Origin of the sequence: Pseudanabaena sp. lw0831 (assembly GCF_016584665.1) — a bacterium.
Classification (GTDB): Bacteria; Cyanobacteriota; Cyanobacteriia; order Pseudanabaenales; family Pseudanabaenaceae; genus Pseudanabaena.
On the sequence record NZ_BBJB01000026.1, the window covers coordinates 1 to 15,154 of the forward strand.

The following is a 15,154-nucleotide window of genomic DNA, read 5'->3' on the forward strand; positions in this document are numbered from 1 at the left end:
GTGCGGGTATCGAGGCGGACAGTCTCAGTCAGGGTGCGGACTTGAGCATTAGCTGTCGTGGTGTCGGCGATAAAGGAGGCAGGTTTCTTGCCATCCTTACGGAGACTGCCAACGAGCTTCGTAGGGTCAGAGTCGAAGTAATGGGATACATCGGTGAGACTGATTTCTGACGAATCCAAGTTTTGGAAGGTCATGTCAACGGTCTTCAGTGAGGCTTCATAAATCTGACGCTGTTGAGTGTTGCTAACATTGCCACCAAAGGCGAAGGACTTGCGCGATAGATACATCTGTTGCAATTCTTCCTCATTTTCCCATGTGCTGTTTTCCACAGCGAGGTTAACGTTGGAGGAATAGGAACCCGATGAGTTACTGAATACGCGAGTAGCAGCTTGGTTGATGGTTAAGCCAAACTCTTCTGCTTGGGAGATCGCATGTTTGCGGACAAAGTTCATTTCCAAAGGCTCATCGGCTTCGGCTGCCATTCTCACGGCGCGATCGATTAAGTCCATTTGATTCACGAATAAGTCACGGAATACGCCAGAGCAGTTAACAACCACATCAACGCGGGGTCTGCCCAGTTCTTCGAGAGGTGTTAGCTCTAAACGATTGATGCGTCCAAGAGCGTCAGGCATGGGCTTCACGCCGATCATGCAGAGAACTTGCGCGAGGGATTCGCCGTAGGTCTTGATGTTGTCGGTTCCCCAGAGGACGACGGCGATCGTTTCGGGATAGACTCCATTGTTGTCTTGACGCTGACGCTCTAAGAGGCGATCGACAACAGTTTTAGCTGCTTGCACTGCGGCACTCGTAGGGATCGAGTTAGGATCGAGAGCGTGCATATTCTTGCCAGTGGGCAGCACCAAAGGATTGCGGATTGGATCTCCCCCTGGGCTAGGCAAAATATAATCGCCTTCAAGGGCGCGAATTAGACCACCAAGTTCATTGTCGGCAACAATTTGTTTGAGACAGAACTCTAGGAACTCAAATAGAGGTTTGATGTCATCTTTATTGATATTGGCATAACCATTATCTTGGAACACTTCGATCCAAGGTTCGGTTTTACCCATTTTAAAGAAGTTGAGAACCGAGAGTTTGGAAACTTTGCCATCATCATCGGCTTTAGCTTTGACTAATGCACCAACGGCTTTGTTCGCGATCACCCGAATATTTGCCAACAGTTCCACATCAGCGTAAATGCCTTTGTCGCTGGACTTGTATAGCAGTTCGATATCGCGATCAATACATTCACCCATGATCCGCAGCAAAGATTTCATCTTGTCTTCGGGGCGATCGAAGCTGGCGATGCTGGTTAATACATCGGTGACATCTTCAGCTTTAGGAGGTTCGCCGACAATGTGCAGACCACAGGGCAGAACCCGCGATTCGATTTCCATCAGTTTGTTATAAACCTGACCGATGACGTTATCGCGTCCCTCTAGATCCATCTCCTTCGCATCGGTGTCAGGAAGTTCCACATCCTTATCCAGATTCACCAAGCGCACTTTATCCATAATCGTGTTGGTGATTTGGATACCGCGACTTCCCGTTCGCAAATCTTTGTAAGAAGCAATCAGTTCGCTGAGTTCTTGCAAATTACGGCTCAAGCCAGCATTCTCAGGAGCAGGAGTGATGTAGCTGATGATCGTGGCATAACCGCGACGTTTAGCGATCGTGGCTTCCGATGGATTGTTAACGGCGTAGTAATAGATATTTGGTAGCGCACCAATCAGGCTATCAGGGAAACATTCGCCCGACATACCCACTTGCTTTCCTGGCATAAATTCCATTGAGCCGTGAGTACCGAAGTGAAGGACAGCATCGGCTCCCCAGATATGGTTGAGATAGGTGTAATAAGCTACAAATCCGTGGTGCGGAGATGCAGATTTGCTAAAGAGCAAACGCATGGGATCGCCTTCATAACCAAAGGTTGGCTGCACACCGACAAATAGATTGCCATATTGCTTACCGTAAATCAGCAAGTTCTGTCCATCGGAGTTCAGATGCCCAGGGGCGGCTCCCCACTGCTCGATAATGCGATCGACGTAGGGAGTATTCGCTTCATATTCAGGCACAGACATCTTGTAAGCAACGTTCAATTCGGGGCTGCCGACCATCGCTTCAGCATCATGTAAGATATCTTGCATCATGTCGTGGGATGTCTTGGGCAATCCTTGAACATCATAGCCATTGTTACCAAGAGCTTCGGCAACTTTATGAATGGAAGAGAAAACATCCAAATAAGCGGCTGTTCCAATATTGCCCTTATCGGGTGGGAAACTGAAAATCGTGATCGCGAGTTTCTTCTCGTGACGAGGCTTACGGCGGAGGTTAGCCCATTTGATTGCACGGTTTGCGATAGTTTCAAGGCGATCGCCGATCGCATGAGATCTACCAGTCATACTATCGCGACCCGAAAGCACAATCGGATCGAGTCCACCATCAAGCTCTGGTAAAGCAACTTGCAAAGCAACTTGGACAGGATGCAAACCAAGATCGCTATCTTGCCATTCTTCGGTAGTTTGGAATACAAGCGGTAAAGCCACCATGTAGGGACGGTTGAGCTTTTCGAGTGCCTTGATTGCCTTGGGATGATCTTGCTTGGCTGGTCCCCCAACTAAAGCGAAGCCTGTAAGCGAAACGACACTATCAACGATCGCCCGATCCTTTTGTTTTGGATCGTAAAAATATTCTTCCACAGCATTGGAGAAATCCAAGCCCCCGTTGAATACAGAAATTACTCGCGCCCCAAGAGACTCCAATTCTTGCACCATCGCCACATAATGCGCGTCATCGCCTGTAACAAGGTGAGTCCGTGCCATCAACAAGCCCACGCATGGCGCGAGGGGATCTTTCATGTCATCAGAAATATCTTCGCGAGCGTTAAACCAGTTTAAATAATCACCCGTAGTCTCGAACATTTTTGGCGCAAGTGGATGCCAAAGCCCCTTTTCCAAGTATGTGACAGGATCTTTAATGATCAGATTTGCCGAACCCGTTTCTTTAGCTCTTGCCTTGACGCTGGGTAAATAATTTTGGGCAAGCATCAACAAGAAATTTTCCAGATTCTCAGTCGAGCCGCCGAGCCAATATTGGAAGCTCAACATAAAGTTGCGAGCATCCTGCGCCTTGTCCATCGGCATGTATTTGAGAATCTTGGGCAAGGTCTGCACAACCTTGAGCATACTGTCCTGAAAAGAACTCCCCGATTTTTCTTTGCGCTTACGCATAAACTGCGCGATCGCACTCTTGGACTGCCCCAGATTTTCCATACTGAAGCTGCCCATTTTATTCAGGCGCATCACCTCTGGCATCGATGGGAATACCACACAAGCGGCTAGGCGATCTCGATGGGGTGAAACAGCTAGGGCAATCTTTGTGGCGAGATCGTCAATAAAAATTAGTGATGCAATGAAAATATCAGCATTTGCGATATCTTCTTTAAACGCTTCGTAATTTTCAGGACTCCGAATGTCCTCGATTAAATATCCATTCACCTCGATCGCAAGGTTAGGATTATTTTTATTAATTGACTTTACAGCCGCCGACATAGCGCTCTGATATTGAGGTTCAAGCACTACATAGACCAACTTCATTAAGACCCGACCCTGTAGATTTTCGGGAATGATACGTCTACTAGATAACGATGCGATCGGTGGCGCAGAAGTGAACATGCAGTCTCCTTAAATTACAGTCCTGATTTTTTGGGATTTTAAATTTGGCTGATTCGTTATTTGTTGCTCAAACTGTTACATAACGTAACAAATAGCAATTAAAGATTTATACCTACTCACTATTTAATACCAGACAACCATTGCAGTGGTTGATTTTGGGCAATAAATGCAATAATTTGAAATTGATTTGTTTACATTTCGTTACATTTCTTGAGCTTTATGACGACAAAATGTAAATATTTTTTAAACCTCTTGAAGAGTCTTAAGCTAAAATCGAATCCATATAGATCCAGTAAAAGCCCAGAATTTAGGGGAAATCGTTATGACATTGCAGCAATCTGTAGTACCTCTGCATCGCTTTTATAGTTGCTTGCCTTACTTATTACCCATATCGGCTGGCGTAATCTATGGGGCTGTCTTATTTCAACAGTTCCCACTCTTAGTGCTTCCATTTTTTCCGTTTATTTGGTTGTATGGAAATGTTTTAGCATTTCCACTAGTTCCTGTACTTGGTTTGACAGGCGAATTTTTTCTGTTTATGGGGTTGTTCTTTTTGATAGTAAGAGATGTTCGTGTTCCCCATTTTATTCGCTTCAATACAATGCAAGCTTTGTTAATGCAAATTGTATTATTTATTGCTCAGCTTTTCTTTCAAATCGTCCAACAGTTATCTAGCAATGGCTTACCATCAGTAATCAGTGCAACCATTGGCAACACAATATTTATTGGCACGACGCTAATAGCTGGTTATGCCATTTATCAAAGCATTAAAGGTGAATATTCTGATATCCCTACTCTTTCCCAAGCCGCATCATTTCAGTGCGAATTATAAAATAAAAAGCTTGTCAAGGTTTGGATCTATAGACTGAACCGATTACATTCAATCAATTTAAAAACACACAATGATTTATGGTACGACGTAGTTCAGTCAATAATTTAGATCGGTTATATGCCTGTTTGCCTTACCTACTACCTATCGCAGCAGTAGTTATATTTGGGGCATTTTTGTTTGTTCAATTCCCTCCATTGTTTTTTGCATTTTTTCCAGTTTTTAAACTGAATCAAATTCTATCTATTTCAATTATTGATTTTATCTCTATTCGTTTTGTTGTTTGGATCTGCGTATTTATTTTTGTAGTTAGAAGCTATAAAGTAAACCACTTTATACGATTCAATGCTATGCAAGCTTTACTATTAGATATTATTGTTGCTCTCGTAGGAGCATTAACTCAGATTTTGGAAGTAGCTTTAGGGCAACTTGAATTCTTCACTTTCATGTTGCAAATTATTGCAAGTGTTACATTCTTGGGTATAACTGCTGCATTTATATATTCAGTATTTCAATGCGTGCTTGGAAAATATGCCGATAAAATTCCTTTGATTTCTGATGTTGCATATATGCAAGTACGTTAAAATGCAGAATCACGGATTAAATGGATTATTGGATTTCACGGATTTTTAATTAATTTACACATCTAAAAATCCGTGTCATCTGTTAATCTGTCTAATCCGTGATTCTACATTTTAATTAGTCTGAGCAGATACAAATCTTGCAATTTCTGCGTAGTCCTGATGTATTTGGATATTTGTATAGTTACCATTTGCTTGTAATAGCGATCGCACTATTTCTGCTTGACCTGCCATTAGTTCGACGATCCAAAAGCCGTCTGAGATTAAATATTTTGGTGCCGTATTAACTAACTCGCGAATTGCTTCAAGTCCATCATCACCACCGTCTAGCGCCAAATGTGGTTCGTGATTGGTGACTTCTGGTTGCAAATTTAAAACTTCAATGCTGGGAATATAAGGTGGGTTTGAAACTATTCCCATAATTTTTCCTTGGAGATTTTGCTTGGCTAATGGCTCAAACCAACTGCCATGATGAAAATATATTTTCTGATCGTTATTATCAGCATTAATCTGGGCGATTTCTAGAGCCGCTTTACTAAAATCAACTGCATGAATTTGGGCTTGAGGAAAATGTTTAGTTAATGCGATCGCGATCGCTCCGCTACCAGTTCCTAAATCTGCCCAAATCCCATTTTCATAAATCTTGTCTTGACCATTATTGCTAACAAAATCAGCAACAATATCAATGATTAATTCGGTTTCAGGACGAGGAATTAATACGGCAGGTGAGACTTGTAACTCTAAATCGCGCCATGTTACAGAGCCAGAAAGATACTGTACAGGAATGCGATCGCTTAAGCGCTTTTGCCAAAGTTGATCGAGATTAGTTAATGTTTCAGGTGTAATTTTTTGAGATATATTTGGCGATCGCAATCTTAAGTCCAATTTATCTAAGGAAGTTAGCCGTAAAACTAACCAATCAAGTTCGTATATAGTTACATCATGTTGTTTAGCCGCTAGAAAATTGCGATCGTACCATTCCCAAAAATTCATACTTATATCCCTAAAGAAAAGGCTCGCATAGCGAGCCTTTTCTTTATTTTGCTTTACGTTTATTCAAGTCTTCCAGATAAGCCCGTTGGTAACTGAGGAAGCTATTATGCCACTCTTGAAAACGGCGATCGCCATCACGAACCAACATTTGACGATACTTTTCCGAAGAAATATATGGTTTTGCAGTTGACATAATACATACCCGCTAAATTTAGTTCATAGGGTAACGCATTGCGCCACCATCTAAACTATAGCTTTACCACAAAAGCATCGGTTACACCTTGAATATGCACGATTTCATCAACTAACCCACTAGGCAATGGATCGTCAATATTCAAAACCATTACTGCTTCGCCACGAACCATACGACGACCGACTTGCATACTGGCAATATTCACATTGAAACTGCCAAGCAACGAACCGATTCTGCCGATGATACCTGGCATGTCGCGATGAAGTGTTAACAACATGTAATGGGTAGGTGCGACGTTAATTGGGAAGCCATTGATGCTGGTAATCCGAATTTCTGATTTGCCAAGTAATGCGCCCGTTACTGACTGTTCGCCTTGGCTGCCATGAGCTGTTAGGTGAATTGAGCCACTGTAATCTTCAACCGAAGGATCGCGGGTTTCAGTGACGTGGATACCACGCTCTTTAGCTTCGATGCTGGCATTGACAAAGTTAACTCGTTCGCGCAAAGCAGGAGAAAGCAAACCTTTGAGAGCAGCTACGACGATTGGTTGACTTTCGCTGTTGGCGATTTCACCTTGGAGCTTAACATTGAGACTATCAACACGACCACCAGCCAATTGTCCAACCAGATTTCCCAACATTTCGGCAAGTTGGAGATAAGGCTTGAGTTTTTGCCATACATCGGGACGTAAACCAGGGATATTTACGGCCGATCGCGCAGGTAAACCGAGCAAAACATCGCGAATTTGCTCAGCTACATCTACAGCCACATTGGTTTGGGCTTCTTCGGTAGATGCACCAAGGTGTGGTGTCAAGATCACGTTTGCGCCGAGTTCGCGTAAACCTGAGTCTGCTTCTAGAGGCTCATTTTCAAATACATCGAGGGCAATACCGCCGATTTTGCCGCTTTTGATTGCTTCTGCGATCGCAACTTCATCAATGATCCCGCCTCTAGCGCAGTTGATGATTCTCACGCCATCTTTCATGATTGCGATGCGATCGGCATTAATTAAATGCTGTGTATCCTTAGTTTTCGGTAAATGCAACGTGATGTAATCAGCCTCACGCAACAAAATTTCTAGCTCAACCAGATGTACACCGAGTTTTTCAGCGCGTTCAGCCGTCAAGAATGGATCGTAGGCGAGAATCCGCATTCCTAAAGATTTGGCAACCGTGGCAACATGAGAGCCAATTTTGCCTAAGCCAAGAATACCAAGGGTTTTCTTATAAACCTCAACACCAGTAAAGCTCTTGCGATCCCACTTGCCACCCTTGAGGGATTGGTTAGCGGCTGGAATGAAGCGCGATAGTGACATCATCATCGCGAGGGTATGCTCAGCTGCTGCGATCGTGTTGCCTTCAGGTGAATTAACAACGACAATCCCCATCCTTGTGGCTGTAGGAACGTCTACGTTATCGACCCCAACACCAGCACGACCGATGATTTTGAGGTTTTTACCAGCTTCAACAGCTTCTTTGGTGAGTTTTGTGCCAGAGCGAATCATGATCGCATCATACTCAGGAAGAATTTGAATTAATTCTTCTGGACTGAGAGTTGTTTTTACGTCAACGGTGGCGACTTGAGAGAGGATATCGATACCAACTTGATCGATGGGGTCAGAAACGAGAACTTTGGGCATAACGATTAAAAAATGTACCAGTGCCTATAGCGGAAGGTTTGCGGCTACGCTCTAAATCCTAAACGACCTTGAATCAACGCAAGATAAACGCTAGATATAACGCAGCTTAGACACCCTAAGACGACAATAATTGCTTACATTAATAATATTAAAGCAAAAATGAACGCTCCCACGTTACATACAGCGCTTTGCGCTCAAACCCGAACAAATAAATATTTTGAAAGTGTTGCAAAGCAACACTTTCAAAATATTTATTTGTTCGTTTGATAAGAAATTACTGTAAGACCCAAAAGAGAGTTGAGGTGCGAAGCACCGCAACTCTCTTTTGGGTTTTGGCTTTCACCCTGTATTGCTGAATATAGTTAACTCTAAAACTAAAAAGCTGATGGGTTGCTTAGCAACCCATCAGCTTTTTAGTTTTACGACTGTGCGTTTAAGATACCGCGCAACTCACCAGCACGATTAGATTTGGTGTGAATATCAACATATAAGCCACCACTATTAAGAGCTTGGAGTTGCTCATCTGTTAGCTTATATTCGCCCTTGACATTACCGCTTACACCATCTGAATTAACTTGCACTTGCAAGGCGTACTGGAAAGGTCCATTAGCATTAGCAGCTCCTTTATGAATATGTACACCTGAAGTAATATTTGGATTGGGAGGGACTACAGGATCAGTAGCATAGTCACGTAGGGGGCTATTTAAACCATAAAAACTGCCACGCACAATTAATCGATCGCCGATCAAGGCTGCTCCAAGCACTCCTGAGGCATTCGTTGTTGCTGGGTTCGGGTAAACCTCAGCTCCTGACAATATTGCAGCAAATCGAGTGAAACTAGCACCTTGGCTAATCAAATTGCCTTGAGAAAACAGTTCAGCCTCGGCTTGCTGTTGATAGGTTGCTAAACTAATAGAGGTATTAATTAGCTGCGAACTATTGACTTTGGGCGCGAGGTTGTGAGATTGAGCTGGGGTACTAATATTTATCGCAAGTAAACAGATAGTGATACCAAGAACAATACTAAATAAAAACTTCTGATATTTCCTAAAAACCTGAACCATATTATTGTTTCCCGATTTAGTGGATTGGTTTGTTTTCTCTAGATGTACTTACGTCTAAAAATTGGGTTTGGATTCAATCGTATTATATCGTTACCATGACATACTCCCTTCCCACCGTGAGAATTGGTGTTATACATTGAATAATTAGTGGTGCGCGGCTTTGCCGAACACCACTAATTATTCAATGAGAAGGCAGTATATATATCGTTAAATATGCAGTATTTGCTAATTTTTGGGGCAGCGTTATTAGCGGGTGGGATCAATGGCATCGCAGGGGGAGGCAGTTTTATTTTGTTTCCTGTGCTCATGTTTGTCGGTATTCCGCCAATAACTGCTAATGCCACCAATGCGATCGCCTTATTACCTGGCACATTAGCCAGTGCTGGAGCCTATCGCCGTGAATTTGACAAGGATAAGCGATCGCTAATTCAAGTATGCATATTGGGAGCGATCGGAGGGCTTTTAGGGGCAATTTTGCTCCTCAGAACTCCATCTGCAACTTTTTTGCAGGTTTTGCCATATTTACTACTGACGGCAACATTAGCTTTTGCTTTTAGTAATAAAATGACGATGTGGCTTGAGCTACAGCAATCCCGATTCGCTAAGCTTAGAAAATTGCGATCAGTTTTAATTATTATCTTGCAATTAGTTGTAGCTATTTATGGAGGCTTTTTTGGCGGTGGGATGGGGATTTTGTTTCTAGCTACTTTTGCGCTGATGGGGATGACTAATATCCATCGGATGAACGCCTATAAGACTATGCTTACAAGTTGTATTAATGCGGTAATCGTGATTCCCTTTGTTAATGCGGGGGTGATTCTTTGGCAAGAGGGTACGATCGCGGCGATCGGTGCTGCTATTGGCGGATATATCAGTGCTTACTATGTCCAAAAGATTGCCCCGATTGTAGTCAAGCGTTTTGTGATTGGTGTTGGTTCGGCGATGACGCTGTACTTTTTTATCAAGAGTTGGCTCATCTAAACAAAATCGCCGCTATGGCAGACTTTCCTCAAAACCGATGTTGGATTCTTCAGCGTCTACGACGCTGAAGAATCCAACATCGGTTTCATAATGAGAATTGCGAGCTTTGTGGAACAAGGGGCTTAAGCTCCTTGTCTTATTATATGATCGGAGCAGCGATCGCATTTTGTCGGCAACTATAGGCTTTTCTCTATATGTCTAGTGTCATCATTCAAGGAGCAAAACATAGTTATAGCCTTACGACTCCTACACAGTCTAAAAAGCAAGTTCCAACGATCGCTTTTTTGCATGGTTGGATGCTCAGTCAGGCTTATTGGCAGCCATTGATTAGTCAGTTACAACCTGATTTTCAATGCTTATCCTATGATTTACGGGGGTTTGGTCTTTCTGAAATAGGCGATCGCGACGACTATTCGTTAATTAGCTATGCAAGGGATTTAGAAGAGTTACTTGATCGTTTAGAGCTTTCGCAGGTTTGGTTGGTGGGGCATTCTCTTGGTGGAGCGATCGCTTTATGGGGGGCAAATTTATTTAGCGATCGGATTTTGGGTGTTGTTTGTCTAAATGCAGGCGGCGGTATTTATATCAAAGAAGAGTTTGAGAAGTTTCGGACAGCAGGCAAAATTATTTTAAAATTACGTCCCAAATGGCTGCAAAATTTACCCCTAGTTCATCTTCAATTTGCTAAAGACAGTGTCAAGTATCCTTTGGATCGGTCTTGGGGTAAACAAAGAGCGATCGATTTTGTGTCTGCTAAATATCAAGCGGCAAAAGGAACTTTACTGGATTCTACTAGTGAGCAGGAAGTTCATAAGCTACCGCAAATCGTCTCGAAGTTGCGACAACCCATTTATTTTGTAGCTGGCGCAAATGACACTATTATGGAACCAAAATATGTAAATCATCTTGCTAGTTTTCATTATTCATTTAATGGATATGGGGAGAATGTCTTTGAGTTTCCTAATTGTGGACATATGGCAATGCTGGAGCAGACAAATCTACTACATAGGCTTTTGTTGGATTTATTAGCAAAACCTGTTACCTCGTCTTGTCTGTAATCTAGCTGCCGCAAGGCATAAACCCCAAACCCAAAAGAGAGCTACGGCGCAAAGCGCCGTAGCTCTCTTTTGGGTTTGGGGAAGATTTACAAGCAAAAAAGCCTCGCTTAGCGAGGCTTTTTTACACTTAGAGAAGGGGAGCATAGCTCCCCTTCTCTAAGCGTAATCCTGAAGTGCTGTTACAGAAATACCTCCAGTTTGCAAAGACCTTATAGCTGCGATCGCGGCTTTTGCTCCAGCCAATGTCGTAATCACAGGGATCTTATAAGCCATCGCTGTGCGACGGATCATCTTGCCATCGGTTTTCGCTTCTTCGCCACTCGGTGAATTAACAATCAATTGGATTTGACCATTTTTCATTGAATCACCAATGTGCGGACGACCTTCATGAACTTTGAGAACTTGTTTCGATTCGATGCTGTTGCGGCGAAGGGTTTTGTGCGTACCTTCAGTCGCAACAACCTTAAACCCAAGTTCGATAAAGGCTTCAGCAACCGTAGAAATACCGCTTTTATCGCGATCGTTGACCGAAATAAACACAGTTCCTTCTAGTGGCAGATGAGTTCCCGCTGCGATTTGGGCTTTCGCAAAAGCGCGTCCAAACTCAGTATCGATGCCCATGACTTCACCAGTCGATCGCATCTCTGGTCCCAAAATTGTATCAGTTCCTGCAAACTTAGCAAATGGAAGTACAGCTTCCTTAATCGAAATATGTTTGGGAATCACCTCTTCAGTCAAGCCTAGCTCGGCAAGAGTAGCCCCTGCCATGATTCGCGAAGCATAGTTTACAAGAGGTACATTAATCGCTTTGCTGACATAGGGAACGGTACGCGAGGCGCGAGGATTGGCTTCAAGAATGAAGACTTTGCTTTCCTTGAGGTTGTTGTTATTCAACTGCACTGCATATTGAATATTCATCAAGCCAATTACTTTTAGCGATTTAGCAAGGCTAATTGTCCATTTGCGAATGGTGGCAAGAACTTCAGGAGGTAGTGAGAAAGTCGGAATCGAACAAGCGGAATCGCCAGAGTGAATCCCTGCTTCTTCGATATGCTCCATAATGCCGCCGATGGTGACATTGCCAAGTTGATCAGCGATCGCGTCCACATCAACCTCGATCGCACCCTCTAAAAATTGATCGATTAATACAGGATGTTCTGGCTCGATGATCATGGCTCGGTGCATATAGTCTTCGAGTTCGGCATCGGAGTAGACGACTTCCATGCCACGACCGCCGAGAACGTAGCTAGGACGAACGACTACGGGATAGCTAACACGTTGGGCGATCGCTACGGCTTCTTCTTCAGAACGGGCTAAGCCATTATTTGGCTGTAGGATACCAATTTCTTGACAGATTGCCTCAAAACGTTCGCGATCTTCAGCAATGTCAATGGAGTCGGGCGAAGTTCCCCAAATCTTAGTGGTCGAATTTGTATCTTGCAGATATTTCAAAAGTGGAACCGAAAGTTTGAGCGGAGTTTGTCCACCAAATTGAATGATCACACCTTCAGGCTGTTCTGCTTCGATGATGTTCAATACATCTTCGCGGGTCAATGGCTCAAAATACAGGCGATCGCTAGTGTCGTAATCGGTGGAAACAGTCTCAGGATTAGAGTTAACCATGATCGTCTCAAAACCTGCGGCCTGCAAAGCATAGCTAGCATGACAGCAGCAATAATCAAATTCAATCCCTTGTCCAATTCTATTTGGTCCACCACCAAGAATCATCACCTTGCGCTTTGTGGAAGGTAGAATTTCTGATTCTTCTTCGTAAGTCGAATAGTGATAGGGAGTGAGCGCTTCAAACTCAGCCGCGCAGGTATCAACAGTCTTATAGGAAGGAATCACACCCAAATCTTTACGATAGGCGCGAACTACATCTTCGTTTGTACCAGTCAGATAAGCAATCTGGCGATCGCTAAAGCCCATGCGCTTAGTTTCCAGCATCTCTTCTTTTTTGACGCTATCGAGCTTCCGACCTTTGATCGAAAGTTCCACATCGGTGATCTCACGCATTTTTTGCAAGAACCAAGGATCGATATTGGTTAGTTCAAAAATCGCTTGCACCGATAAACCTGACAAAAATCCATCCCGAATCGAGAAAACGCGATCGGGATTAGGAACCCGCAGACTGTACTTGATTTTTTCGAGATCGGGTAGCACTTCTTCGCGATCGCCACCAAAACCAAAACGTCCAACTTCAAGCGAACGCAATGCCTTCTGGAAAGATTCCTGAAAAGTGCGCCCGATCGCCATCGCTTCCCCGACCGACTTCATCTGAGTAGTTAGTACTGGCTCAGATCCAGGGAATTTCTCGAAGGCAAAGCGAGGAATCTTGGTAACTACATAATCAATCGTTGGCTCAAAGCTAGCAGGAGTTTTCTTGGTGATGTCGTTGGAAATTTCATCTAGCGTGTAACCAACTGCTAGTTTCGCCGCAAATTTGGCGATCGGGAATCCTGTGGCTTTGGAGGCAAGCGCCGAGCTACGGGACACGCGAGGATTCATCTCGATCACGACCACATCGCCATTTTCAGGATTGATCGAGAACTGAATATTTGAGCCGCCCGTCTCAACCCCAATTTCACGAATAATCTTGATCGAATAGTCACGCAAGCGCTGATATTCTTTGTCCGTCAGGGTCTGAGCGGGAGCCACCGTAATCGAGTCGCCCGTATGGATACCCATCGGATCGATGTTTTCAATGCTGCAAATAATCACCACGTTATCGGCAAGATCGCGCATCACCTCCAGCTCATACTCTTTCCAACCAATCAGAGATCGCTCAATTAAGATTTGCGATACAGGACTTGCTTCAAGCCCAGAGGCACAAATTTCTTCAAACTCCTCTTGGTTATAGGCAATACCGCCACCAGTACCGCCCATCGTGAAGGCAGGACGGATGATTAGGGGGTACGAGCCAATTTCTTGGGCGATCGCGCGGGATTCTTCCATAGTTGTCCCTAAGCCCGATGGACACATGGCAACGCCGATCCGCTCCATCGCCTCTTTAAATAATTTGCGATCCTCGGCCATCTCGATCGCTTCTAGTTTTGCGCCAATTAGTTCAACGCCATATTTTTCTAAAACACCCATTTTCGCAAGAGCCACCGCCGTATTTAGCGCTGTTTGTCCGCCCATAGTTGGCAAGATGGCATCAGGACGCTCTTTCTCGATAATCTGGGCAACAACTTCGGGCGTAATCGGCTCAATGTAAGTGCGATCGGCGGTGGCGGGATCGGTCATGATCGTCGCAGGATTGGAGTTAACTAGGATCACATAGTAGCCCTCGTCCCGTAAAACCTTACAGGCTTGGGTTCCCGAGTAGTCAAATTCGCAGGCTTGCCCGATCACGATTGGGCCAGCGCCAATCAATAAAATCTTTTGGATGTCAGTACGGCGGGGCATATAATCTTGTATTTCTTAGGTAACTCGCAATACATTTTATAGCGTCATGGCGATCGCTTAGTATGTAGCGCATGATGCTAATTGTTTTACTGGCTAATAAGCAACTCTATATCTCTCAAGGATTGAGGTGGTGCTAAAACGTGAAAACAATGGCAATGGTGGGTTATGACAAACATTGAATTATTGACTCAAGTTGGTCAGTTGTCGCGTACTGAAAAGTTTCAGATTTCGGCAATATTCAACCCAAGAAGTACAGGGATTTTTGTTTTGGATAGGACAACCACAGGCAAACCTATGGGTGCATCGGTATCAAGAGATTCCTTCGGGTAAATCTTTGATCGAGCAGATTCCTGTGGAAGTTTAGTTATGTCAGTTAAACGTAGTGATCTGGTGAAATATTTTGAAGAGAATGGATTTTACTTGCTTAGGGAGGGAGGAAATCATTCTATTTGCACAAATTATATCAAAACAATTCCGATTTATAGAGACATCGGACAATCGATCGGGTTACTGCGAATGCAATATGTAAGCAATCAGGAATTATCCCAAAGTTTTAGTTGATGAGTCGGTCAATGTTTCAATGTTTCAATTTCCTTTGTTTTTGATTGAGCAAAAAGTTTTTTGGAACAAAGCATTTACATCGAAATCCATGAGTTTGGAGATCGTCATTGTTTATTTGCGTAAGGGATCTGCACAGAAAAAATGATCCACATAAAACCCAAAAATATGGCGGCGGG

The 15,154-nt window shown here is 43.7% G+C and carries 11 protein-coding genes and 1 pseudogene; 6 read left to right on the forward strand and 6 right to left on the reverse strand.

Features of this window, described 5'->3' with window-relative positions; translation table 11 throughout:
- On the reverse strand, positions 1–3,671 hold a 3,671-nt coding region (locus APA_RS05430; protein ID WP_201321295.1), incomplete at its 3' end, for a magnesium chelatase subunit H.
- 322 nt (positions 3,672–3,993) lie between these two features.
- Here APA_RS05430 and APA_RS05435 point away from each other — a divergent pair.
- Both APA_RS05435 and APA_RS05440 read left to right on the forward strand, forming a co-directional pair.
- A complete protein-coding gene (locus tag APA_RS05435) occupies positions 3,994–4,503 on the forward strand; it encodes a Tic20 family protein (RefSeq protein WP_201321296.1) in 510 nt (169 codons plus the stop codon).
- A gap of 77 nt (positions 4,504–4,580) precedes the next feature.
- Positions 4,581–5,084, forward strand: a complete 504-nt coding sequence (locus tag APA_RS05440; RefSeq protein ID WP_201321297.1) for a Tic20 family protein — start codon at positions 4,581–4,583, stop codon at positions 5,082–5,084.
- 111 nt (positions 5,085–5,195) lie between these two features.
- Here APA_RS05440 and prmC read toward each other — a convergent pair whose 3' ends face one another.
- The 4 genes from prmC to APA_RS05460 form a co-directional block, all read right to left on the reverse strand.
- Positions 5,196–6,074, reverse strand: coding sequence for a peptide chain release factor N(5)-glutamine methyltransferase (gene prmC / locus APA_RS05445; protein WP_201321298.1), 879 nt, complete (start codon positions 6,072–6,074; stop codon positions 5,196–5,198).
- A 43-nt stretch (positions 6,075–6,117) separates the two neighbouring features.
- Positions 6,118–6,267 (reverse strand): hypothetical protein, encoded by a 150-nt coding sequence (locus tag APA_RS05450; RefSeq protein WP_201321299.1) that lies wholly within the window; start codon positions 6,265–6,267, stop codon positions 6,118–6,120.
- 55 nt (positions 6,268–6,322) lie between these two features.
- A complete protein-coding gene (gene serA, locus APA_RS05455) occupies positions 6,323–7,906 on the reverse strand; it encodes a phosphoglycerate dehydrogenase (protein WP_201321300.1) in 1,584 nt (527 codons plus the stop codon).
- A 419-nt stretch (positions 7,907–8,325) separates the two neighbouring features.
- Positions 8,326–8,970, reverse strand: coding sequence for a CHRD domain-containing protein (locus APA_RS05460; protein ID WP_201321301.1), 645 nt, complete (start codon positions 8,968–8,970; stop codon positions 8,326–8,328).
- 213 nt (positions 8,971–9,183) lie between these two features.
- Here APA_RS05460 and APA_RS05465 point away from each other — a divergent pair, with 213 nt between their 5' ends.
- Positions 9,184–9,951 (forward strand): sulfite exporter TauE/SafE family protein, encoded by a 768-nt coding sequence (locus tag APA_RS05465; protein ID WP_201321302.1) that lies wholly within the window; start codon positions 9,184–9,186, stop codon positions 9,949–9,951.
- Between the two features lie 194 nt (positions 9,952–10,145).
- Positions 10,146–11,009, forward strand: coding sequence for an alpha/beta fold hydrolase (locus APA_RS05470; RefSeq protein WP_201321303.1), 864 nt, complete (start codon positions 10,146–10,148; stop codon positions 11,007–11,009).
- Positions 11,010–11,165: 156 nt separating this feature from the next.
- Here APA_RS05470 and carB read toward each other — a convergent pair whose 3' ends face one another.
- Positions 11,166–14,417: a carbamoyl-phosphate synthase large subunit gene (gene carB, locus APA_RS05475; protein WP_201321304.1), complete on the reverse strand. Its 3,252-nt coding sequence runs from the start codon at positions 14,415–14,417 to the stop codon at positions 11,166–11,168.
- A 165-nt stretch (positions 14,418–14,582) separates the two neighbouring features.
- On the opposite strand from carB, the gene APA_RS05480 reads away from it, so the two are divergent.
- Positions 14,583–14,747, forward strand: coding sequence for a hypothetical protein (locus APA_RS05480; protein WP_201321305.1), 165 nt, complete (start codon positions 14,583–14,585; stop codon positions 14,745–14,747).
- A 36-nt stretch (positions 14,748–14,783) separates the two neighbouring features.
- Positions 14,784–14,974: pseudogene (locus APA_RS05485) on the forward strand (type II toxin-antitoxin system HicA family toxin).
- Positions 14,975–15,154 lie beyond the last annotated feature (180 nt).

What these genes read in the sequence shown, in the direction of transcription:
- serA (WP_201321300.1), bottom strand. Translation starts at nt 7,906, where the DNA reads ATGCCCAAAGTTCTCGTTTCTGACCCCATCGATCAAGTTGGTATCGAT.
- APA_RS05470 (WP_201321303.1), top strand. Translation starts at nt 10,146, where the DNA reads ATGTCTAGTGTCATCATTCAAGGAGCAAAACATAGTTATAGCCTTACG.
- APA_RS05435 (WP_201321296.1), top strand. Translation starts at nt 3,994, where the DNA reads ATGACATTGCAGCAATCTGTAGTACCTCTGCATCGCTTTTATAGTTGC.
- APA_RS05465 (WP_201321302.1), top strand. Translation starts at nt 9,184, where the DNA reads ATGCAGTATTTGCTAATTTTTGGGGCAGCGTTATTAGCGGGTGGGATC.
- prmC (WP_201321298.1), bottom strand. Translation starts at nt 6,074, where the DNA reads ATGAATTTTTGGGAATGGTACGATCGCAATTTTCTAGCGGCTAAACAA.
- APA_RS05450 (WP_201321299.1), bottom strand. Translation starts at nt 6,267, where the DNA reads ATGTCAACTGCAAAACCATATATTTCTTCGGAAAAGTATCGTCAAATG.
- carB (WP_201321304.1), bottom strand. Translation starts at nt 14,417, where the DNA reads ATGCCCCGCCGTACTGACATCCAAAAGATTTTATTGATTGGCGCTGGC.
- APA_RS05440 (WP_201321297.1), top strand. Translation starts at nt 4,581, where the DNA reads ATGGTACGACGTAGTTCAGTCAATAATTTAGATCGGTTATATGCCTGT.
- APA_RS05460 (WP_201321301.1), bottom strand. Translation starts at nt 8,970, where the DNA reads ATGGTTCAGGTTTTTAGGAAATATCAGAAGTTTTTATTTAGTATTGTT.
- APA_RS05480 (WP_201321305.1), top strand. Translation starts at nt 14,583, where the DNA reads ATGACAAACATTGAATTATTGACTCAAGTTGGTCAGTTGTCGCGTACT.